We start from the raw sequence: 21,898 nt of genomic DNA, 5'->3' as shown, positions 1-21,898 counted from the left end.
AACGATTGCGAACCGCGGCGATCACAAACTTCGCCGCCCCGAAACATCCGGAAATGGCGGCGCGTCACATGTGCCGGTGGTATCAAATCCCGATTCCGCGCGCCTTCATCGCAACGGTGATCTCGTCCAGGATGACCGGGTCGTCGATGGTTGCCGGCATCGCCCACGCTTCCTTGTCGGCGATCTTCTGCATGGTGCCGCGCAGGATTTTTCCCGACCGCGTCTTGGGCAGGCGCTTGATCGTCACCACGGTCTTGAAGGCGGCGACCGGCCCGATGCGCTCACGCACCAGCGCGACCACCTCCGTCTCGATGGCGCCGCCGTCGCGCGTAACGCCGGCGTTCAGCACCACGAAACCGAGCGGAATTTGCCCCTTCATCGCATCGGCGATGCCGACGACTGCGCATTCGGCGACATCGGGATGGGCGGCCAGCACCTCTTCCATGGCGCCGGTCGACAGCCGGTGGCCGGCGACATTGATGATGTCGTCGGTGCGGGCCATCACATAGAGATAGCCGTCCGCGTCGATCATGCCGGCGTCGGCCGTCTTGTAGAAGCCGGGGAACTCGTCGAGATAGGCCTGGCGGAAGCGCTGGTCGGCGTTCCACAGCGTCGGCAGGCAGCCTGCCGGCAGCGGCAGCTTGACCACCACATTGCCGAGTGTGCCGCGCGGCACCTCGTGGCCGGCATCGTCGAGCACGCGGATGTCGTAGCCGGGCATAGGCACGCCGGGCGAGCCATATTTCACCGGCAGCAGGCCAAGCCCGGCTGGATTGATGGTCATCGGCGAACCGGTCTCGGTCTGCCACCAATGGTCGAGGACAGGCACATTCAGCTTCTGCTCCGCCCATTTGATGGTTTCGGGGTCGGCGCGTTCGCCGGCCAGGAACAGCGTACGGAATTTCGACAGGTCGTATCTGGGAACGAACTCGCCTTTGGGGTCCTGTCCCTTGATGGCGCGGAAGGCCGTCGGCGCGGTGAACAATGCGACGACGCCATGGTCGGAAATGACCCGCCAGTAGGTGCCGGCGTCCGGCGTGCCGATCGGCTTGCCTTCGAACAGGATGCTGGTGCAGCCGTGCAGCAGCGGGCCGTAGACGATGTAGGAATGTCCGACCACCCAGCCGACATCGGACGCCGCCCAGAACACTTCGCCGGGCTTGACGCCGAACTCGTTTTCCATCGTCCATTTCAGCGCGACCATATGGCCGCCATTGTCGCGCACGATGCCCTTGGGCTGGCCGGTCGTGCCTGAGGTGTAGATGATGTAGAGCGGGTCGGTGGCGAGCACCGGCACGCAGTCGACATTGGCGCCTGCTGCCCGCTCGCGCGCGACGGCATCGGCATAATCGATGTCGAAATGGTCTTTCAGGTCGCAGCGCAGCTGGTCGCGCTGCAGGATCAGGCAAGCGTCCGGCTTGTGGCGGGACATTTCGATCGCCTTGTCGAGCAGCGGCTTGTAGGCAACGACGCGGCCCGGCTCGAGGCCGCAGGAAGCCGAGATGATCAGCTTCGGTTTGGCGTCGTCGATACGAGTGGCCAATTCATGCGAGGCAAAGCCGCCGAAGACCACCGAATGCACAGCGCCGATGCGGGCGCAGGCGAGCATGGCCATGGCCGCCTCCGCCACCATCGGCATGTAGATGATGACGCGGTCGCCCTTGCCGACGCCACGGTTCTTCAGCACCGAGGTCAGCGCCACCACTTCGCGCTTCAATTCGGCATAGGTGAATTTCTTCACCGTACCGGAGATGGCGCTGTCGTAAATCAGAGCGATCTGGTCGGCGCGGCCGCCCGCGACATGGCGGTCGATGGCGTTGTAACAAGTGTTGCAGATCGCACCGGGAAACCAGCGGCCGTAGACGCCGGCATTGGCATCGAACACCTTGTCCCAGGGCGAATACCAGTCGATGGCGTCAGCCGCCTCCGCCCAGAATTTTTCCGGGTCGCGTTTCCAGCCGTCATAAACCTCGTGATAGCGTGAAGCCATCCGTAACCTCCCCAGGAACCATTTGCCGTCTTTCCTAGCAGCCTATGCTGTTTGTTCCGGCGCTGTCTTCCCTGATTTTAGTCTGAACCGGTCCCGGCTTGACCCTTGGCGCGCTCTGTCATGAAGTGAAGCCTTCTCGGGGGAGGATCCGACAATGCATCATCTCGTGTCGAACGGGGCAAAACCGGTGTTTGCGGTCGATCGGTGCGGTGCTCGCGCCCGCAACCGCAACTGCGCCGGCCGAAGACGCGTCCGCACGGTGATCTTGCAGGGCCAGGACGGCAAGCCGCTCGAGACACCCCATGAGGAGCGGCCGGCGCGTCCTTATCGTGACCGGACAGCCTCGCTAACGCAGGCCGGTAGCCGACTAACAAACAGTATTCATTGGATAAAATTCGACCGCGCTAGATCGGCAGAGCCACAAGCATGAGGCGGACGCCGCCGAAGATCAAAATAGCTGCCGCCAGGGTCTTCCGATGACGTTCGAAAGTCGTCGGAGCCCGCTCCCAGTTGTAACGCATACGCTATCTCCCCAAAACCCCGGGAGTCCTTACCTTACTTAGGGGAAGAAATGCAACGGTCCTGCCGGTCAGTTCACCTGCTTGTCATCTCGCGCGAACGACTATTTCTGGGGCGATTTCGGACACGAACAGGCACTTGAGTGCGATTTGTCGACAGGGAGGATCCTGCGAAGCTGCAAGACCGCACAAGCCGGGATGCTATCTCTCCCGGCCGGCCGATAGACAGCACTGCACCACCGCGCTATCTCATTTCAGGGATCTTGCGGGCTTGTTGGGGTTGGTGATGGAAATTGTCTCTGGAACGATATTGCGGCTGGCGGACGACGCCTCGGTTCAGCATGTCGGTGATGGTGCGGTCGTGCTTCTGGCGCGCAGCGGCCAGCTTTACACCTGCAACGGCACGACCGAAGCCTTTCTCGACAAGGTCGATGGTGCCCGCAGCTTCGATCAGATCGTCGGCCTGCTTTGCGAGGAGTTCGAGGCCGACAAGGATACACTCGACGAGGACATGGCGGCATTGGCCGCCGATCTCGTCTCGGAAGGCATTCTCGCCACCCCGGGGTCTTGATGGCTGACGGTCCGCTTCTGCGCGCCCTATTTCGCTGCCATCTCTGGGCAAGCGCGCGGCTGCTTCCGGTCCTCATTGCCGGGCGCAGCTTCGAAGATATGCTGAAATGGGCGCCGCTTGCCTCATCGACACCCTATCGGGGCCTGTCCGCCGCCTACATCGTCGCCCACGTCAACCGCACCGTGCGCCATCCCTGGCTGATGCGCGACCGCAGATGCCTGCGCGAAGGCCTGCTCGGCCATCGCTTCCTGCGCCTCGCCGGCTTCGATCCGGAGTTGCGCTTCGGCGTCGATCCGAAGTCGCTGCAGACGCCACGCGTCTCGGCGCATTGCTGGGTCTGCCTCAACGGCAGGCCGGTGGTCAGTGATAGCCTTCCCGGCATGGTCGAGATTTACCGTCACCATGCCGATCCCTCGAAGGTGCGCCCCGCTTGAACAGGCCTTCAGCATGCTATGGCCTCAACGGCCAGGTCCTCGGCATTGCGGCCGACCGGCCTGAGCTGTGGCAGGATTTCGAAAGGATGCTGGGCATCCTGCGTATAGAAGATGCCGTCGAACCGGGCTTTCGCCTCGATATCGCCGAGATGGATGTCCTGGACGAGGACCCCGGCGGATCGCTCGTCTTCGACGGTGAGATACCCGAAGACGGGTACTGCCGGATGATCGTCCACGGTGCCACCGTCAATCTCATTTTTCCCGGACGACAGACCGTTGCCGTCAATGACGAGGAAGGGTGGGCGAAACTCCGGGTTCGTCCTGGCAGCAAAGCAGCCTGGACGCCATCTATGCTGGTGCTGGACGCCGCGCTCGACGCCGGCGGCCAGCATATGCTGCACACGGCCGGGCTGACGCTGCCAGGCAGTGACGCCGTCGTGCTGATCCATGCGCCGAGCGGCACCGGCAAGACCACGACGTCGCTGGCGCTAGCAACGCAAGGCTTTGGCCTGTGTTCCGACGATGCCATGATCCTGGATCCTGCCGCGGACAGTCCGGTGGCCTGGGGGTTGCCGCGCCATGTCAAGATCCACGAGAAGACCGCCGAAATGATCCCGCAGGTTGCGCCGTGCCTTGGCCGGTCATGGGACAGGAATGGCGAACAGGCCGTCTCGCTGGAGCGGTTGAGCGAGATCGTCCGCGTTGAAAGCCCGGTCGCTCGGCCGGTGGCGGCCCTGCTGCACCTGGCCCGCTCGCCCGACAGTCAAACCCGGCTCGTGCCCATGGCGCGGACCGACGCGATGGTGGCGCTGGCGATGGACAATGTCCGCACCGGCATGACCGGCCTGCTGCCGCTGCAGAAACGCCGGCTGGCGACGATCGGCAGGCTGGTTTCCTCGGTGCCGACCTTCACCCTGGAAGTGGGCGCACGCCCGGCCGACGCGGCGGCGCTGATAAGCGCCACGTTGACATCGCCGGGTTGACGGCAAGTTCAAGCGGCGTATGGCCTTGCCTTGGCCAGCCGCTGGATCCAGCGGAAAGCATCGCGGCGCAGGCGCGAACCGATCTTTTCCCGAGAATTGACCCGGAGCAGCGTGGTCGTCGTTATCAGCCGCTTGGCAAGCCTTATCGAGAGATCGGGCTTGATCCGCCCGGCGAGCTCAAGCGCGCGGGCCTCGCCGAACAACTGGCCGGTGACATTGAGCACGATCGCCAGTTCGAGCTCGATGCCGGTCATCCGGGCGGCGTCGAGCAGGCAGGTTTCCGATTCGGCTGACTGCAGAGCCCGCACCCCTTGCAGCACGTCGACGCAAAGCTGCAGGCGATGGAATTTGTGGCCACCGGCGGCGTGCACGATGGCGATCGTCAAAAGTGCGGCCGGCGTGTCCGTCGCGTCGCCGTCGATGACGCCCAGTTCGCGGAAACCCAGCGACAGGCGCCGCCGCATGCCGGTGTCATGCACGAGATCGCCATGCAGTTCGACCAGCAGGCTGGAGTTCTCCTTTTCCAGCCATTTGAATTCCTGCAGCTGGTAGGACTCGGCCTCATTGCTGCCGAGCTCGAAGCCGCATCCCGCGATCACCTGGTTTGCCCGGGCAAGGTTTGCTGGCTCGACGAGGATATCGATATCGGTAAACGGCCGGTCGGACACGTTGCGATAGAGCTTGCGCGCAAAGACCGGTCCCTTGACGATCCGTGCCGGGACGCCTGCTGTCGCCATCCCCTTCATGATGCGGTCGCCATGGTATTGCAGCAGCATCGACTGGCCGGTGGCGATCGTCGCCTTGTTGCGCAGATCGTCAAGCTTTTCCCGCAAGCTGGCGTCCTGTGGCAGCCGTGCGTCGCCCCCCTCTTGCAGTTTACGCAGCATGATCGGCAGGACCCCGTGGAATTCGGCATTGTCGAGCAGCGCCGACAGCACCTTTGCCGACAAATTGTCCTCGACCGCCGTGGCCTCCGGATCGGCGAAGCGCAACAGCAGTCTTTCTTCGATGGAGGTGAGGGGTGGCAGCATCAACCGGACAAATGTTGTGTAGATTAACCGGAATGGTTGCAGAAAAGCGTGGCTGTTGCCAGCTTTACATGCCCCAGCGCAAGGCTGCCGTGTGGACAGGCGCGTCCCACCAGCCGGTCATCTCGTCGTCGAGCATGGTGAGGGTGATCGAGCAGCCGGCCATGTCGAGCGAGGTGACAAAGCTGCCGACCAGCGAGCGAGCTATCGTCACGCCCCGCCTCTCGAAGATTTTTCGCGCGCTGTTGTACATCAGATAGAGCTCCATCAGCGGCGTGCCGCCGAAGCCATTGACGAACAGCAGCGCCGGACCTTTCGCCCTGTCTCCGAGATCGCCCAGGATCGCGGTGCAGATTTCCTCGGCGATCGCATCGGCGCTTTTCAAGCTGTCGCGGCGGCGGCCGGGCTCGCCATGGATGCCGACGCCGAATTCCATCTCGCCGTCGCCGATATCGAAGGTCGGCTTGCCGGCCGCCGGCACGGTGCCGCTGGTCAGCGCCACACCCATCGAGCGGGTTGCGGCGTTGACGCGTTCGCCCAGCGTCTTCAGCACGGGCAGTGCCAGGCCATGCTCGGCCGCCGCGCCGACGATCTTTTCCACCACCAGCGTGCCGGCGACGCCGCGCCGGCCGGTCGTGTAGGACGAATTCTCGACGGCGACGTCATCATTGGTCACCACCTGCAGGACGCCGTCGGACATTTCGGCCGCCATGTCGAAGTTCATCACATCGCCCTCGTAGTTCTTGACGATGAACAGGCAACCGGCGCCGGTGTCGACGGCTTGCGCCGCCGCCAGCATCTGGTCCGGTGTCGGCGAGGTGAAGACCTGGCCGGGGCAGGCGGCGTCCAGCATGCCATGGCCGACAAAGCCGCCATGCATAGGCTCATGCCCCGAGCCACCGCCGGAGATCAGCGCCACCTTGCCCGGCCGCAAGGTCCTGCGGTGGACGAATTTGTGCTCCTCGCCAAGCACCAGTATATCGGCATGCGCGGCGACGAAACCGTCGAGGCTCTCGGTCAGCACCGTGTCCACCGCGTTCATAAATTTCTTCATGGCGTCCTCCCAAACAGCCCGGCAAGAAACGGTCAGCTGCCACTCTTGCCGGCGATGCTGGTGATCTTCTGGATGAATTCGTTGATTGCCCGGTCGAGCGCCGCGTTCTGCTTGTCGTCGCCGAAATCCGGCACGACAAGCGACACATGCCGCGTCTTGCGCATGCCTGCGGCGACAGACATTTTTCCCGGATGCGCCTGATGGTAGGCGGCGAGGAACTGATCCCGCTCGGCCGGGCTGAAATGGCAGACGGAAAAGATCGAAGGCAGATGTTTTGAGGGAATCGGGATCGTATAGGCCGGGCTGGAAATCTGCGTTACGAAGCTGCGGTGTTTGCCGAGCGCGTCGGCGAGGCGCTGGCGCATGCCCGATGGGCGCTGGTCGATGACCTGCGATAGGATCGTCTTGTAGGCGCGGATCGCCTCTTCGGAACCGGGTTCGGGTTTGATGTCCGCCATGCCAGCCGCCTAGACCGAAACATCTGATATGGCCGCCTTGGCCATGGCGAGTTGCGCCGGCGCGACGGACAGATCGCGCAAGCCCGCTTCGAGCAGCGAAGGGATCGCGGCGGGATCGCCGCCGGCATCGCCGCACAGGCTGACGGGAATGCCGGTTTCCCGTCCGAAGGCCGTGACTGAGCCGATCAGCCGCAGCACCGCCGGATGGCGGACCGAATTGAGATGGGCGACCGCTGCATTGTCACGCGCCGCCGCCATCACATATTGCGTGAGGTCGTTGGAGCCGATCGAGAAGAAGGCGACACCGGCGAACGCCTCGGGCGCGATGGCCACCGACGGCACCTCGACCATGATGCCGAGCGGCGGCATCGCTTGAGCCACACCGCGCGCGGCAAGCGCCGCCTGCTCCTCTGCGAACAGAGCGGCTGCGCGTTCATACTCATCAGCCATGGCGATCATCGGAAACATGACCCTGAGATTGCCGTGTGGAGCGGCGCGCAGCAATGCCCTGATCTGCGCGCGGAAAATGTCGAGCCGCGCCAGCGACAGCCTGATACCGCGCAGCCCGAGGAACGGATTGCCTTCCTCGACGGTGAAGCCCGGCACCGGCTTGTCGCCGCCGGCGTCTACGGTGCGGATCGTCACCGGTTTGTCCCGGGCCCACTCCAGCACCTTGCGGTAGGCGCGGTACTGCGTCTCCTCGTCCGGCAGCGTTTTGCCGAACAGGAACTCGGTCCGCATCAGCCCGACACCGTCGCAGGTCGCGATATCGATGCCGTCGACATCCGACGGATCGGCGATGTTGACCTGCACGCGCACCGCCGTGCCGGCCTTGGTCACCGCCGGTCGGGCGAGAAAACGCCGTGCCGTGTCCTGGCGGGCCGCGAAGGAAGAGGACGAATGCCGGAACGAACCGATCTCATCAGGCGAGGGTGCGAGCACGATGCTGCCGTGCTCGGCGTCGAGCAGCGCGATGCCGGCAAGATTGGCAAGTGGTTCACGCAGCCCCACCACCATCGGCACGCCCCGCGAGCGCGCCAGCATGGCGACGTGGCTGGCGGTGCTGCCTGCCTTCAGCGCGATGCCGCCGCCATTGCTCCAGTCGGTCTCGAGAAAGCGCGTCGGGGCGATGTCCTCGCCGCAGAGGATGGCACCGGAAGGCGCAGCAGCGCCGCCGTCCGCTGTCAGGGCGCGCAGCACCTGGTCCCTGATATCGCGCAGATCCGTGGCGCGGGCGCGGAAATAGTCCTGGTCCGAGGCCTCATAGCCGGCGATCTCGGCATCGAGTGCCTGCCGCCATGCCGCGTCGGCGGTCTGTCCGGACGCGATCGATGCGAAGGCGGGTCCGCTCAGCGCGTCGTCCTCCAGCATGGCGATGTGGAATTCGAGTATGCCGGCGGCGTCGCTGTCGGCGGTTTCCACCATGGCGGCAAGCCGGCTCACCGCCTTGCCGATCGCTGCTTGCAGCGACGTCGTCTCTTCCGCTGATGTGGCTTTGCCTGTGTAGAAGGCCGGCGGCCGGTCGAGGTCGAACAGCGGCCCCTCGGCATAGCCGGCCGAGGCCGGAACGCCCTCAATCCGCATAGCCCATTTTCCTTGCGCGCCGGCGCAGATGCGAGCCGGCTTCAGGCCGAGCGGACATGGCCGGCATCCTCGTCGAAGTCGCGCCGCACCAGGTCGATCAGTGCGCGGACGGCGTCATCGGCACCGTTGCCGCTGGCCCTGATATGCAGCACCGTGCCCTTCGGCGCCTTGGCCGCCATCACCTTGACGATGCTTTTGGCGTCGAACCACGGTCCGTTGGCGGCAAGCGCTATTTCGACGTCGGCGGCAAATGTCTTGGCCAGCTTGGTGAACTTCACCGAAGGACGCGCATGGAGGCCCACATCGTGGGTGATCAGGACGGTCGCTTCGGCGGCTGTGGACATCTCAAAATTCCCGTTCACTCACGACGGCGACAATTCATGCGCCGTCGCCACCACTTCCTTCAGCGAGGCGCCGCCGGACGATTCGGTCGCCGCCATCACCGCGCCCTCGACGATCGGCGCGTTGCAGACGATGATCTTCTGCGCCCGCGGCTCGCCGATCATCTCCACCGCCATTTCCGAATTGGTCTCGGCGCCGCCGAGATCGACAAGGATGGCGACACCGGCTTCCGACCAGGCCTTGTCAATGGCGCCCATGATCGCCTCGACACTGGTGCCGAGCCCGCCATGGCCGTTTCCGCCGCACCATGCAAGCGGCACTTCGTCGCCCACCATCTGGCGTACCATGTCGGCCGTGCCCTCCGCGACCAGCGGCGAATGCGAGACGATCACGATCCCGACATTGCTCATGCGCTTTCCCCGATCGCCTGTCCTACCGTGCGCACCAGCAGCGCGGTCGAGCGCGCGCCGGCATCCATATGGCCGATCGAACGGTCGCCGAGGAACGAGGCGCGGCCGCGCAGCGCCCTCATCGGCACGGTCGCCTCGGCGGCGGCGTCGGCGATGTCGGCTATTTCTGCCGTCGTCTTTCCACCAGCCAGGGCCTCCTGCACCGGCTGCAGCACATCGAGCATGGTTTTTTGGCCGATCTGCGACTTGCCACGCGCGGCCACCGCCTCGATCGCCCTGCCGAAGGCAGCCGTCAAATCGGCACGGTCGGGGTCCGCCGAAATCTCCTTGCCCAGCGCCATGAACAATGTGCCGAAGAGCGGGCCGGAGGCGCCGCCTACCGTCATCACCAGCTTGGTGCCGATCGCCTTCAAGGCATCCGGCAGCGGCTTCGCGGCGAACGCGTCGGCCTCGGCTCGCACGGCTTCGAAGCCGCGCTTCATGTTCAGCCCGTGGTCGCCGTCGCCGATCGCCTGGTCGAGCGCCGTCAATTCCTCGGCGTGAGCGGCGATCGCGTCGGCGGCCGCCGCGATCAGCCCGGCAAGGTTCAACGCCGCCATGTCGTCAAGATCCCCGGTTTCCAGCTTGCCGGCAGTAGCGAAAGAACGGTCGTTCGACAACTGGTGCATGCGTCAGGCCGTGACGAGAAGTGTCGCGGCGGTCGCGAACACCTCGGCCACCGCGTGGGCGCCGGGGTCGATCACGCCTTGCAATTTGGTGCCGACATAGGCGGACCGTCCGGCCTTTGCCTTCTCCATGGCGGCCGTCGCCTCGGCGCCATGCCGGGCGGCCGCCGCTGCCGCCTCCAGCCCGTTGGCGTCGAGCGCTTTCAGGGCTGGCTCCAGCGCATCGACCATCGTGCGGTCGCCAAGCTTTGCACCGCCATAAAAAGTCATCCGTTCGAGCCCAGCAAACAGCGCCTTGGCCACGTCAGCGCCGCTGTCAACGGCCTGCGCGGCCGCAGTGAAGAAGATCGACAGCAGCACGCCGCTGGATCCGCCCATCGACGCGCTCAATATGTCGCCGATCGCGCCAAGGGTAGCCGCCGGGCTCGCCAGCGGCAACGTGTCGAGCTGTTCGACGATGCTGCGCGCGCCGGTCGCCACCGTCGAACCGGTATCGCCGTCGCCTGCCTTGGCGTCGAGCCCGTTCAAGATCGCTTCGAGCGAGATCAGTCTTCCGCAGACCGTCACGATCAGGCGCCTTGTAGCGGCATCCGGGCTGGCCTTGCGTGCTGCGGTTTGTCCGGCCGCTTTCGCCATCGGCACGATGGCTGGCGCCGCGACCGGTTTGGCCGGCATCCAGGCATGCGGGCCGACCGGCGCCAGCAAGGCGGCCTCGCGCGCTGCATCGAGCCGGATCAGCGACAGCGAGAAGCCGTTCATGTTGAGCGCCGTCATCAGCGGTCCCGGGCCGATCACCAATTTGATGGTTTTGGCCAGAGGCGAGGCCAGCACCGCATTGGCAATCAGCGACATCTCGAGCGGCGTGACGGAGCCCAGATTGTTGATCAGCAAGGCATGGCTTGCCTTCGGATCGTGCCGCACTGCCAGGCGCTCCGCCATGATCGCCACAAGCTTCTCGGCGCTCTGCACAGCGATGCGTTCGACCCCGGGCTCGCCATGGATGCCGAGGCCAAGCTCGCCGTCATCTTCGCCGAACCTGTCCTCGTGCGGCTGGCCGGGGATGGAGCAGGACGACAGCGACATGCCGAGCGAGACGATGTCCTTCGCCGCCGCGCGCGCGGCTGCCGCAATATCGGTCAGATCATAGCCGGCTTCCGACAGATGGCCTGAAATCTTGTGCACCAACAAAGTGCCGGCAACGCCGCGCGGCTGGGCAATATCGGGCAGCGCGATGTCGTCGGCGACGATCACCATCTCGACACGAAAGCCCTCGGCGCGCGCCTTCTCGGCCGCCAGACCGAAATTCAGGCGGTCGCCGGTGTAGTTCTTGACGATCAGCAGGCAGCCGGCCGGCCCGGTGACCGCGCGGATGGCCGCCAGCACCGCTTCGACGCTCGGCGAGGCGAAGATTTCGCCGGAGACAGCCGCCGTCAGCATGCCCTTGCCGACAAAGCCGGCATGCGAAGGCTCGTGTCCGGCGCCACCGCCGGAGACGACGCTGACCTTCGTCTTGTCCCAATCGGCGCGCAGCACGACCTTGATCTCGGGATAGCCGTCGAGGCGCGCAAGCTCGCCCGAGCCGATGGTCCGCAACAGGCCGTCCAATGCCTCGGTGACGATCGTTTCCCTGCGGTTGAAAAAGTGCTTCATCGAATTCGTCCCGTATTCGCGATCGTCAATCAGAAGCGGCGCGATGCGCCGGAATGGTTCACATCAGTCTTTGCCCGTCGGCGCCAAAATACAGCGGCGAGCGGTAGCGGATCATCACTCTGTCGCCTTGCGACAGATCGGTGTCCGGGTCGGTCAGCGTCACCAGCTTCTTCGGCCCCACCGTCACGTGCAGATGGTTCTGGTCGCCGAGATGCTCGACCCAATCGACGACGCCGTCGGCCTGGCCATTCATGGCCTTTTCGATCGCCAGGTGTTCGGTGCGCGCGCCGATCGTCCTGGTGCCGGCCGGCGCGCCGGCATCGGGCAGCAGGCCGGTCGGCAGAAGGTTGATCGCCGGCTGGCCGAGCCTCGCCGCGACATGCAGGTTCGCCGGCTCGGAATAGATGGTTCGCGGCGAGCCGATCTGCACCAGCACGCCATCGGCGAGGATGCCGATGCGGTCGGCCATGGTCATCGCCTCGATCTGGTCGTGGGTGACATAAAGCATGGTGGCGCCGACCTCGGACTGGATGCGCTTCAGTTCGAGCCGCAGATCCGCCCGCAGCTTGGCGTCGAGCGACGACAGCGGCTCGTCCATCAGATAGATCGCCGGCTTGCGCACCAGCGCCCGGCCGATGGCGACGCGCTGCATTTCGCCGCCCGACAATTTGGTCGAGCGGTTGGCAAGCTTGTGATGGATGCGCACCATCTTCGCCACCTCCTCGACCCGCCGGCGGATCTGGTCTTCCGGGATCTTGCGTGCCGGTGAGCGCAACGGGAAAGCGAGATTGTCGAAGACCGACAGATGCGGATAGAGCGAGTACTGCTGGAACACGAAAGCCGTGTCGCGCTCGGCCGGCGACAGTGTCGTCGCATTGTGGCCGCCGATTTCGATCGTGCCGGTATCTGGCCGTTCCAGACCGGCGATCAGCCGCAGCGTCGTCGTCTTCCCGGCTCCCGTTGGCCCGAGCAGCACGACGAACTCGCCGTCTTCTATATGCAGGTCGAGACCGTTGACGGCGACATGCTCGCCAAAACTCTTGGTCACGTTCTTGATGTGCACTTCAGCCATGCTGCGCTCTCCCCTGAGAGGCGGTATCGTGAACCGCGGTTCTCACCGCGCGGCCCGATCCCTTGTCGAACAGCGACAGCCGGGCGCTGTTCAGCGCCAGGCCGACATGGTCGCCGGCATTGAGCCGGATTTCGGCCGGCACACGCGCCTTGATGATGCCGTCCGCCGTTTCCACCGCGACGATCTGCGTGGTGCCGAGATATTCCGTTCCATAGATGGCGCCGCGCAGTTTCGAGGCGTCGTCGAAACGGATGTGTTCAGGCCGGATGCCGAGCGCCATGTCGGCTGGTGCGATGTCCTCGCGCACCTCCGGCACCGCGACCTTCGCGCCCTGGACGACGATCTCCTTGGCGCCCTTGGCGAGCCCGCCGCCGAAGCGGAGGAAATTCATCGGCGGCGAGCCGATGAAGTCGGCGACGAACATGGTCGCCGGGCGGTCGTAGATCTCGCGGGGCGTGCCGAACTGTTCGATGACGCCATGGTTCATGACAGCGATCTTGTCGGCCATCGACATCGCTTCCATCTGGTCATGCGTGACATAGACAGTGGTCGCATGAATACGGTTGTGCAGTTCGCGCAATTCATGGACCATCAGATCGCGGAATTCGGTATCGAGCGTGCCGAGCGGCTCGTCCATCAGGAAGCACTTCGGCCGTCGCACGATGGCGCGCCCGAGCGCCACCCGCTGGCGGTCGCCGCCGGCAAGGCCCGAGACGGATTTGTTGAGCAGGTGGTCGATGCGCAAAAGCTTCGCCGTCTCTTCGACCCGGCTGCGGATTTCGGCCGACGGCATGCCTTGCGCCAGGAGCGGAAAGCCGATGTTCTTGCGCACGTTCATGTGCGGATAGAGCGCGAACAGCTGGAACACGAAAGCGATGTCGCGCTCGCGTGCCCGCAGCATGGTGACGTCCTCGCCGCCGAGCAGGATCTCGCCGCCGGTCGGCAGTTCGAGCCCGGCGATCATGCGCAGCGTCGTCGTCTTGCCGCAGCCCGAAGGCCCGAGCATGACGAAGAATTCGCCATCCTCGACGACGAAGTTGGAATCCTGCACGGCGACGAAATCGCCGAAGGCCTTTCTCAAGTGTTGGACGCGGATTTCGGCCATGGTTATTCCGGGAATTTCGAGACGATGATGAACATCACGGTGCCGGCAAGCATGGTGATGAAGGAATAGGTGTAGAGCGACAGCGCGAAGGGCTGGAACAGCATCAGGAAGCCGATGGCGATCAGCGCCGTCGCGATGTTTTCCATTAGCCCGCGCCTTGCCCAACGGGGCCAGCGCGATCTGCGTTTGACTGATTTGGTCATGCTCATTTGCGCACCGCGCCGAAGGTGATGCCGCGCAGCAATTGCTTGCGAAGCAGGATGGTGAAAACCAGGATCGGCACCAGGAAGATCGTCGTGCCGGCCGCCACCGCCGGCCAGTCCTGGCCGCCTTCGCCGATGATGGTCGGAATGAAGGGCGGCGCGGTCTGCGCGGTGCCCGATGTCAGCAGCGCGGCGAAGGCATATTCGTTCCAGGCGAAGATCAGGCAGAAGATGGCGGTCGCCGCGATGCCGGTGGTCGCCTGCGGCAGCACCGTACGCCAGAAGGCCTGCAGCCGCGTATAGCCGTCGATCATGGCCGCTTCCTCATACTCGCGCGGGATCTCGTCGATGAAGCCTTTCAAGAGCCACACCGCCAGCGACACGTTGACCGCCGTGTAGAGCAGGATCATGCCGAGTGCCGTGTCCGACAGGCCAAGCTCGCGGTACATCAGGTAGATGGGGATCGCGACCGCGATCGGCGGCATGAAGCGCGTCGACAGGATGAAGAACAGCAGGTCGTCGGCCAGCGGCACCTTGAAGCGCGAGAAGCCATAGGCCGACAGCGTGCCGAGAAAGACGGCGCAGAAGGTCGAGCCGAAGGCGATGATCAGCGAGTTGACGAAGCGCGGCAGGAAGTTGGACGGGCCGGCGATCACCATGTTGCGCTTGCGTACCGTCTCGTCGCAGAAGCCGGTCGCCGGTCCGAGCGAGTTGATGTATTCCGGCGTCTGTCGCGTGCGCGTCGTGAACAGGTTGCAATAGCCTTCGATACTCGGCTGGAAGACGATTTTTGGCGGATAGGCGATCGAATCCGGCGGCGTCTTGAAGCTTGTGGCGAAGATCCATAGCAGCGGCACGATCGAGATCAGCGCATAGGCGATGATGATCGCTCCGGCGATGCGCTTCGAACCTGCCGAGGGGGCGACGACCGAATGGGCTGTGGTCAGGCTCATCTCTGCTTCACCTTGTTGAGCGCCTTGACGTAGATGTTGGCGAGACCGAACACCGCCACGAACAGGATGATGGCGAAGGCCGAGGAATAGCCGGTGCGCCAGCTCTCGAAGGCCTGCCGCTTCAGCGTGATCGAGGCGACCTCGGTGGTCGAGCCTGGCCCGCCGCCGGTGAGCAGGTTGACCATGTCGAACATCTTGAAGTTCTCGATGCCGCGAAACAGCACCGCCAGCATGATGAAGGGCAGCGCCATCGGCAGCGTGATCGACCAGAACTGCCGCCAGTTGGAGGCGCGGTCGACCTCGGCCGCCTCATAGATGTATTCGGGGATCGAGCGCAGGCCGGCGAGGCAGATCAGCATCACGTAGGGCGTCCACATCCAGGTATCGACGATGATGATCGACCACGGCGCCAGCGAGACGTTGGAGAGCATCTGGATGCTTGTCGGCGGAATGCCTGACACGAACGAGATGACATAGGAGAACAGACCGATTTGCGGCTCGTAGAGGAAGCGCCAGAAATTGCCGACCACCGCCGGCGACAGCATCATCGGCACCAGGATCAGCGTCGTCCAGAAGGCGTGGCCGCGGAACTTCCGGTCGATCAGCCAGGCCAGCGTGAAGCCGATCAGCGTCTGCAGAAGGATGGTCCAGAACACGAAATGCGCCGTCGTCTGCATGGCGATCCAAATGTCCTGGTCGCCGAGGATGCGCTGGTAGTTGGCAAAACCGAGGTTCTTCACCACCTCGTTCGGCCGGTTGGCCCGGTAATTGGTGAAAGAGAGGTAGATCGCCCAGAACAGCGGGAAGATGTTGATGGCCAGCAGCAACAGGATCGTCGGCGAGATGAACAGCCAGGCGAGGCCTTTGTCGCTGATGCCCCGGACCTTGCGGGCCAACGGTTCCGGGGTCGCCCGGGCAACGTTCTCCGCGGTCCGATTGAGCATGGTCAGTCCTGCTTCGGTCACTTGGCTCGTCTCTGTGATGGAATTTATCTGAACTGCGTCCCGTGCCAAGGGTGGCACGGGACCCAGAGCATGATGCCGAGAAGTGTCAAGCGGTTTTCGGACGACATCATGCTCTATCTCGGATTTTAGAGGCGGAGATTTCAGGTCGGCTCGACCTGAAATCTCCGGCTCGGGGTCGGGCTCGGGAGGAGCCTTACATCTTGCCGTCGTCCTGGAAGACCTGCGTCCAGTCCTTGACCAGGCCGTCAAGCGCATCCTTGGCGGAGCCCTGGCCGGCGACGACATAGTCGTGGAAGCGCTTCTGCGAGGCCTGCAGCAGCGGGGCGTAGCTCGGTTCGGCCCAGAAGTCCTTGACGATGGCCATCGAGTCGAGGAAGGCCTGCGCGTAGGGCTGGCTGGACGGGAACTTCGGATCGTTGACCACGGCGTTCAGGCAGGAATAGCCGCCGAGCGCCCACCACTTGGCCTGCACGTCCTTGTTGGCGAACCACTTGATGTATTTCAGCGCCGATTCCTGCTTGTCGGAGTAGGAAACCACCGAGATGCCCTGGCCGCCGAGCTGGGCGAACTGGTCGCCGTCGGGCCCCTTGGGATTGACGAAGTAGCCGATCTTGTCGCCGCCGACATTTTCGTCCTTCTGCAGGCCGGGCCAGGTGAAGGCGAAGTTCATGTGCATCGCCACCTGACCGGATTTGAAGGCATCGACGCCTTCGCCCATGTAGCTGTTGGAGGCGCCGGGCGGCGTGCAGCAATCATAGAGCGCCTTGTAGAATTCCAGTCCCTTCACCGACTTGTCGGAATTGACGAAGCCCTGCATCTCGTAGGGCTTCTTCGGGTTCTCGTACTGGAAGCCGTAGCTGTAGAGCACGTCCATGGCGCCCATGGTGATGCCTTCCGAGCCACGCTCGGTGTAGATCGAGGCGCCATAGACGGTCTTGCCGTCGATCTGCCGCTTCTGGAAGAATTCGGCGATCTGCTTCAACTGGTCGAAGGTCTTCGGCGGGCCGAGATCCCAGCCATACTTCTCCTTGAATTCCTTCTGCAGTTCCGGCTTGGAGAACCAGTCCTTGCGATAGGTCCAGCCGACGACGTCGCCCATGGCCGGCAGCGCCCAGTAGTTCGGCGTGTTCTTCGGCCATTCCGAATAGCCGACGACGGTTGCCGGCACGAAGTCGTCCATGCTGATCTTCTCCTTGTCGAAGAAGTCGTTCAGCTTGACGTAGTGGCCGTTCTCGGCCGCGCCGCCGATCCACTGGCTGTCGCCGATGATCAGGTCGCACAATTTGCCGTGCGAGTTCAGCTCGTTGAGGAAACGGTCGGCATAGTTGGTCCATGGCACGAATTCGAATTTCATGCCGATGCCGGTTTCCTTGGTAAAATCCTTGGACAGTTCGACCAGCGCGTTGGCCGGGTCCCAGGCGGCCCAGCAAAGCGTCAGGTCTTCAGCGTGCGCGGCGTTCGAGACGGCTGTCGACGCAACCATCGCCGAGGCCATTCCCAAAGCCATTTTCAAGCTCGATTTCATGCCTTCCTCCCATTTGCGAAACGCGCCCGGATGACGGTTTCAAGAGCCCTCAACCTCTCTCCTCAGAGGCCCAAACATGGCGGCGCCGAAGCGCGGCAGATGTTTAGTAATTTGTTTAGTGATGCAATTTTTACTAAACAAGGCAAGCGAATTCGTTGCTGCGCCGCAACATGTCGAAACGCAGGCTTGAAATCGTTAGGAAATCATCGCCGGATGGTTCTTCCGTCAACCCTTCAGCCGGCTTCTCCGACGATGTTCGTCGGTGGCGTCACCGGCCGGACGGGCGGCGCGGGCGGCAGCAAGCCGCGTATGTCGGCAAAGGGAAATGTCGGCTCGAAGCGAAAAGCCTCGGCCAGAGAACCGGGGACGGCGTTGCATTGACCGGCGCGAAATTCATTCTGGGTGCGCGCCCTGTCGACATATTGCTCCGGCCGCTGCGAGCGGTGCGCGCGGATCGCCTGCGTCTTGATATCCCGGTAGGCTGATATGTCGACATAGTGCGTCGGCGAGAAACCGGTGCCTCCCATCGTGTCGGCATGCAGCACCGGAACCGCGAACGAGGCCGCGATGCGCACGCCGTCCGACAGGGCGCGATGGTCGGCGTGATAGTCGTTGGGCGCGTGCGTGATGAAAAGGTCCGGCCCGGTTTCGCGTATAAGCGCCTTCAGCGTGCCGATCAGCGCGGCATCGGCCACCAGTTCGCCGTCGGGAAAGTCGAGAAAGCGCGGCGCCGCGCCAAGCAGTGCTGCCGCGGCCGTGGCTTCCTCGCGACGGACACTGGCGAGAACCTTGGCATCGCTCTTGCCGCCCCTGGCACCATCCGTGGCCACGGCAAAAGTGAGGTCTGCGCCTTGCGCCGCATAGGCGGCCAGCGTACCGAACATGAAGATCTCGATGTCGTCCGGATGCGCACCGAGCGCCAATATCTTCAAGCTACTCTCTCCCCGGAAATGGAAAAACGTGCCGAACGGAATCCTGCTCGCCCTGATCGCCTATGCAAGCTATTCGGGCAGTGATGCCGTTATCAAGAGCCTGGGCGGACAGTTCACCGTCTTCGAGATCGGTTTCTTCGGCACCTTGTTTGCCGGCATTTTCCTGTTCTTCACGCGTCCGTCGGGCGAGCGCTGGCGCGATTTCTGGCGCATGAAGCGGCCATGGGCCGTGCAGGCCCGCGCCTGGGCCGGCATCGCGTCCGGCGTGCTCAGCGTCTATGCCTTCACCCACATTCCACTGGCCGAAGTCTACGCCTTGATCTTCCTGGCGCCTTTGCTGGTCACCATCCTGTCCACCGTGATCCTGAAGGAAAAGGTCGGCCCCTGGCGGTGGTTGGCCGTGTTTGCGGGCTTTGCCGGGGTGATGCTGGTGGTGCGGCCGGGTTTTCGCGAATTGAACCTCGGCCATCTGGCTGCCTTCGTGAATGCTTTCCTCGCCGCGGCCAGCGTCATCCTGCTGCGATCGCTAGCGCAACAGGAGAAGCGCACATCGATGCTCGGCGTGCTGGTCGGTTATGGCCTGCTGTTCAACGGGGCCGGCGTTGCCGCTACCGCGTTCACCTTGCCGAATGCCATGCAGCTTGTCTGGCTGGCGCTGGCCGGCGCCTTCACCGCCGGCGGACAATTCATGCAACTGCTCGCAGCCAAATACGCTCCCGCCAACCGCATCGCGCCGACGCATTATTCGCAGATCGTCTGGGCGGTGATCCTCGGCGCGCTGTTCTTCCAGGAGTACCCCGACTGGCTGTCGCTGGTCGGCCTCGCGATCGTCGGCGCGGCAGGTCTGCTGACCATGGTGCGCGAGGAGGTGCGGCTCGGCACGGTGCGCTGGAACCCGTTTGCTCGCACAAGGCTTTGAACCCGTGCCGGTTGCACGGTGGCCGTGAGCGCTGATATGCGGGCGCGATGACGACAAAACCCTTGCCGGAGCTTCCGGTATCCGCCGTGCTGCCGGCGCTAAGCCAAGCGCTTGGCTCCGGCAACAGCGCGGTGCTGGTGGCACCTCCCGGCGCCGGCAAGACCACGCTGGTGCCGCTGGCATTGCTCGAAGCGCCCTGGCTGGGGGCCGGAAAGATCGTCCTGCTCGAGCCGCGCCGGCTCGCCGCCCGCGCCGCCGCGCGCCGCATGGCGCAATTGCTGGATGAGGAGCCGGGCGCCACTGTCGGCTACGCCATGCGCATGGAAAACCGCACTTCGGCAAAGACCCGGATATTGGTCGTCACCGAGGGCGTGTTGGCCCGCATGATCCTCGACGACCCCGAATTGCCCGGCGTCTCGGCAGTGATCTTCGATGAATTCCACGAGCGTTCGCTCGATGGCGATTTCGGTCTCGCTTTGGCGCTCGACGTGCAAGGCGCGCTGAGTCCGGACCTGCGACTGCTGGTGATGTCGGCGACACTCGATGGCGCGCGCGTCGCGAAGCTCCTGTCCGGCGCGCCGGTAATCGAAAGCGAAGGCCGCGCCTTTCCCGTCGACATAAGCTACGACGAGCGGCCGGCTGGTATCCCGATCGAGGATGCCATGGCCAAGGCGATCCGCGGTGCCCTTGCCGACGAGAGCGGCAGCGTGCTTGCCTTCCTGCCCGGCCAGCGCGAGATCGAGCGCACCGCCGAACGGCTGGCCGGCAAGGTCGGCACGGATACCGACATCGTCCCGCTCTATGGCCAGCTCGACGGCAAGGCGCAGGACGCCGCGATCAAGCCGCCGCCGCCGGGCCGCCGCAAGGTGGTGCTGGCGACCTCGATCGCCGAGACCTCCATCACCATCGACGGCGTCCGCGTCGTCATCGATTCCGGCCTTTCGCGCCTGCCGCGCTATGAGCCGGCCAGCGGCCTCACCCGGTTGGAAACCGTGCGCGTCAGCAAGGCTTCGGCAGACCAGCGCGCCGGCCGTGCCGGGCGCACGCAAGCCGGCGTCGCCATCCGGCTGTGGCGCGCCGAGCAGACATCGGCACTTCCCGCCTTCACGCCGCCGGAAATCCTGGAAGCGGACCTTTCCGGCCTGCTGCTCGACTGCGCCGCCTTCGGTGTCGCCGACCCGGCGGGTCTCGCCTTCCTCGACCCGCCGCCGGCCCCGGCGCTAAACGAGGCAAGGGTGCTGCTGCGCGCGCTCCATGCCATCGACGAGACCGGGCGTTTGACGGAAGCGGGTGCTTCGATGCGCAAGCTCGCTCTGCCCGTGCGGTTGGCGCACATGGTCGCCGAGGCAGCGAAGAGCGGCCATGCCTTCGACGCGGCCATGCTCGCCGTGCTGCTCACCGAACGCGGTCTTGGCGGCGGTGGCGCCGATCTCGAACGGCGGCTGATGCGCTTTCGCGGCGAAAAATCACCTCGCGCCGCCGCCGCGCGGCAACTGGCTGAACGGCTGGCGCGGCAGGTGGGCGGGGCGAAGAACAGCGAAACAGCTTCCGTGGGTTCCTTGCTGATCCACGCCTGGCCGGATCGCGTCGCCAAGGCGCGTGGCGAGCGTGGCCGCTTCGTGCTGGCCAATGGCTCCGGCGCCATGCTTGATGCCGCCGACCCGCTGGCGGGCGAACCGTTTCTGGTCGTCGCCGACCTGCAGGGCAAGGCCCAGAATGCCCGCATCGCGGCGGCGGCGGCAATCGGCGAGGACGACATCCGCGCCACGCTGGCCGACCGGATCGAAACGCGCCGGCAAGTAAGTTTCGACCGCGAGCGGCGCGCCGTGCGCGTGCGCGAAACCGTGCGTCTCGGCGTCATCACGCTCGCCGAGCGCATGCTGCCGGCGCCGTCAGGCGCCGATGCCGATCGGGCGATCCTGGACGCCTTGCGCGAGCACGGCCTGTCGCTGTTGAGCTGGAGCAAGGAGGCCGAGGCGCTGCGCCAGCGGCTGTCCTGGCTGCATCGCGGCCTCGGGTCGCCATGGCCCGACATGTCGGATGAAGCGCTGGTTGAGCACCTTGACGACTGGCTGCTGCCCTTCCTGTCGGGGGCCGCATCCTTCGCCGCAATCGGTCCGGGTATCATTTCGGCTGGCCTGGCCTCGCTCGTGCCGCATGACCAGCAGCGCCGGATCGAGACGTTGGCGCCGACCCATTTCGACGCGCCGTCCGGCAGCCACGTGCCGATCCGCTATGACGGCGAATGGCCCGTGCTTGCGGTTCGCGTGCAGGAGCTGTTCGGCCTCGACCGCCACCCCTCGATTGCCAATGGCACCGTGCCGCTGACGCTCGAACTGTTGTCGCCTGCGCACCGGCCGATCCAGACCACGCGCAACCTGCCCGGCTTCTGGCGCGGCTCCTGGGCCGATGTGCGGGCCGACATGCGCGGCCGCTACCCCAAGCATGTCTGGCCGGAAAACCCGCTGCTTGCCACGGCTACCGCCCGCGCGAAGCCGCGAGCATGATCCCAGAAAGTGGGAACCCGTTTTTGCAAA

General features: G+C 64.6%; 21 protein-coding genes. 5 read left to right on the top strand and 16 right to left on the bottom strand.

Going from position 1 to position 21,898, the window contains the following annotated elements; genetic code table 11:
* Positions 1-82 precede the first annotated feature (82 nt).
* On the bottom strand, positions 83-1,990 hold the full coding sequence (locus tag A3AU_RS0110015) for a propionyl-CoA synthetase (RefSeq protein WP_027052688.1): 1,908 nt from the start codon (positions 1,988-1,990) through the stop codon (positions 83-85).
* Between the two features lie 804 nt (positions 1,991-2,794).
* On the opposite strand from A3AU_RS0110015, the gene A3AU_RS0110005 reads away from it, so the two are divergent.
* From A3AU_RS0110005 to A3AU_RS0109995, 3 genes are read left to right on the top strand one after another with little or no spacing between them, the layout of a single operon-like run.
* Positions 2,795-3,079, top strand: a complete 285-nt coding sequence (locus tag A3AU_RS0110005) for a PqqD family protein (protein ID WP_027052687.1) — start codon at positions 2,795-2,797, stop codon at positions 3,077-3,079.
* Complete coding sequence (locus A3AU_RS0110000; RefSeq protein ID WP_027052686.1) at positions 3,079-3,513, top strand: lasso peptide biosynthesis B2 protein; 435 nt, start codon at positions 3,079-3,081, stop codon at positions 3,511-3,513. Before A3AU_RS0110005 ends, A3AU_RS0110000 begins: the two co-directional genes overlap by 1 nt.
* On the top strand, positions 3,510-4,496 hold the full coding sequence (locus tag A3AU_RS0109995) for a phosphoenolpyruvate carboxykinase (ATP) (RefSeq protein ID WP_027052685.1): 987 nt from the start codon (positions 3,510-3,512) through the stop codon (positions 4,494-4,496). Before A3AU_RS0110000 ends, A3AU_RS0109995 begins: the two co-directional genes overlap by 4 nt.
* A gap of 8 nt (positions 4,497-4,504) precedes the next feature.
* Here the strand turns inward: A3AU_RS0109995 and A3AU_RS0109990 are convergent, their stop codons facing one another.
* The 15 genes from A3AU_RS0109990 to A3AU_RS0109920 all read right to left on the bottom strand — a co-directional run bounded on the left by A3AU_RS0109990 (position 4,505) and on the right by A3AU_RS0109920 (position 18,442).
* Entirely contained in the window at positions 4,505-5,527 is a 1,023-nt protein-coding gene (locus A3AU_RS0109990; RefSeq protein WP_027052684.1) for a nucleotidyltransferase family protein, read from the bottom strand.
* A gap of 64 nt (positions 5,528-5,591) precedes the next feature.
* Positions 5,592-6,578: a dihydroxyacetone kinase subunit DhaK gene (gene dhaK, locus A3AU_RS0109985; protein ID WP_027052683.1), complete on the bottom strand. Its 987-nt coding sequence runs from the start codon at positions 6,576-6,578 to the stop codon at positions 5,592-5,594.
* Positions 6,579-6,610: 32 nt separating this feature from the next.
* A complete protein-coding gene (locus A3AU_RS0109980) occupies positions 6,611-7,036 on the bottom strand; it encodes a hypothetical protein (protein WP_027052682.1) in 426 nt (141 codons plus the stop codon).
* Positions 7,037-7,045: 9 nt separating this feature from the next.
* On the bottom strand, positions 7,046-8,620 hold the full coding sequence (gene ptsP, locus A3AU_RS0109975; protein ID WP_027052681.1) for a phosphoenolpyruvate--protein phosphotransferase: 1,575 nt from the start codon (positions 8,618-8,620) through the stop codon (positions 7,046-7,048).
* A gap of 41 nt (positions 8,621-8,661) precedes the next feature.
* Positions 8,662-8,964, bottom strand: coding sequence for an HPr family phosphocarrier protein (locus tag A3AU_RS0109970; RefSeq protein WP_027052680.1), 303 nt, complete (start codon positions 8,962-8,964; stop codon positions 8,662-8,664).
* 18 nt (positions 8,965-8,982) lie between these two features.
* The gene (gene dhaM / locus A3AU_RS0109965) at positions 8,983-9,372 is read right to left on the bottom strand and encodes a dihydroxyacetone kinase phosphoryl donor subunit DhaM (RefSeq protein ID WP_027052679.1); all 390 of its coding nucleotides are present in this window, start codon (positions 9,370-9,372) and stop codon (positions 8,983-8,985) included.
* Positions 9,369-9,971, bottom strand: coding sequence for a dihydroxyacetone kinase subunit DhaL (gene dhaL, locus A3AU_RS0109960; RefSeq protein WP_027052678.1), 603 nt, complete (start codon positions 9,969-9,971; stop codon positions 9,369-9,371). Before dhaL ends, dhaM begins: the two co-directional genes overlap by 4 nt.
* Before the next feature lie 72 nt (positions 9,972-10,043).
* The gene (locus A3AU_RS0109955) at positions 10,044-11,687 is read right to left on the bottom strand and encodes a dihydroxyacetone kinase subunit DhaK (RefSeq protein ID WP_027052677.1); all 1,644 of its coding nucleotides are present in this window, start codon (positions 11,685-11,687) and stop codon (positions 10,044-10,046) included.
* 58 nt (positions 11,688-11,745) lie between these two features.
* On the bottom strand, positions 11,746-12,759 hold the full coding sequence (locus A3AU_RS0109950; RefSeq protein ID WP_027052676.1) for an ABC transporter ATP-binding protein: 1,014 nt from the start codon (positions 12,757-12,759) through the stop codon (positions 11,746-11,748).
* Positions 12,752-13,864 carry an ABC transporter ATP-binding protein gene (locus tag A3AU_RS0109945; RefSeq protein WP_027052675.1) on the bottom strand — a complete coding sequence of 371 codons (1,113 nt, stop codon included), beginning with the start codon at positions 13,862-13,864 and terminating at the stop codon, positions 12,752-12,754. Before A3AU_RS0109945 ends, A3AU_RS0109950 begins: the two co-directional genes overlap by 8 nt.
* A 2-nt stretch (positions 13,865-13,866) precedes the next feature.
* Positions 13,867-14,073, bottom strand: a complete 207-nt coding sequence (locus A3AU_RS0109940) for a hypothetical protein (RefSeq protein WP_027052674.1) — start codon at positions 14,071-14,073, stop codon at positions 13,867-13,869.
* Positions 14,070-15,020 carry a carbohydrate ABC transporter permease gene (locus tag A3AU_RS0109935; RefSeq protein WP_027052673.1) on the bottom strand — a complete coding sequence of 317 codons (951 nt, stop codon included), beginning with the start codon at positions 15,018-15,020 and terminating at the stop codon, positions 14,070-14,072. The genes A3AU_RS0109940 and A3AU_RS0109935 overlap by 4 nt, the downstream gene beginning before the upstream one ends.
* Positions 15,017-15,964 carry a carbohydrate ABC transporter permease gene (locus A3AU_RS0109930; protein WP_027040434.1) on the bottom strand — a complete coding sequence of 316 codons (948 nt, stop codon included), beginning with the start codon at positions 15,962-15,964 and terminating at the stop codon, positions 15,017-15,019. The genes A3AU_RS0109935 and A3AU_RS0109930 overlap by 4 nt, the downstream gene beginning before the upstream one ends.
* 214 nt (positions 15,965-16,178) lie before the next feature.
* Entirely contained in the window at positions 16,179-17,510 is a 1,332-nt protein-coding gene (locus A3AU_RS0109925) for an ABC transporter substrate-binding protein (protein WP_027052672.1), read from the bottom strand.
* 233 nt (positions 17,511-17,743) lie between these two features.
* Positions 17,744-18,442 (bottom strand): PIG-L deacetylase family protein, encoded by a 699-nt coding sequence (locus tag A3AU_RS0109920; protein ID WP_027052671.1) that lies wholly within the window; start codon positions 18,440-18,442, stop codon positions 17,744-17,746.
* Positions 18,443-18,470: 28 nt separating this feature from the next.
* On the opposite strand from A3AU_RS0109920, the gene A3AU_RS0109915 reads away from it, so the two are divergent.
* Positions 18,471-19,361 carry a DMT family transporter gene (locus A3AU_RS0109915; RefSeq protein WP_027052670.1) on the top strand — a complete coding sequence of 297 codons (891 nt, stop codon included), beginning with the start codon at positions 18,471-18,473 and terminating at the stop codon, positions 19,359-19,361.
* 47 nt (positions 19,362-19,408) lie between these two features.
* A complete protein-coding gene (gene hrpB / locus A3AU_RS0109910) occupies positions 19,409-21,868 on the top strand; it encodes an ATP-dependent helicase HrpB (protein ID WP_027052669.1) in 2,460 nt (819 codons plus the stop codon).
* Positions 21,869-21,898: the final 30 nt, after the last annotated feature.

The sequence above is a fragment of the Mesorhizobium erdmanii USDA 3471 genome, from assembly GCF_000472705.1.
Lineage (GTDB): Bacteria > Pseudomonadota > Alphaproteobacteria > Rhizobiales > Rhizobiaceae > Mesorhizobium > Mesorhizobium erdmanii.
Note: the sequence above shows the minus strand (reverse complement) of the source record. Positions and strands in the feature narration are given on the sequence as shown.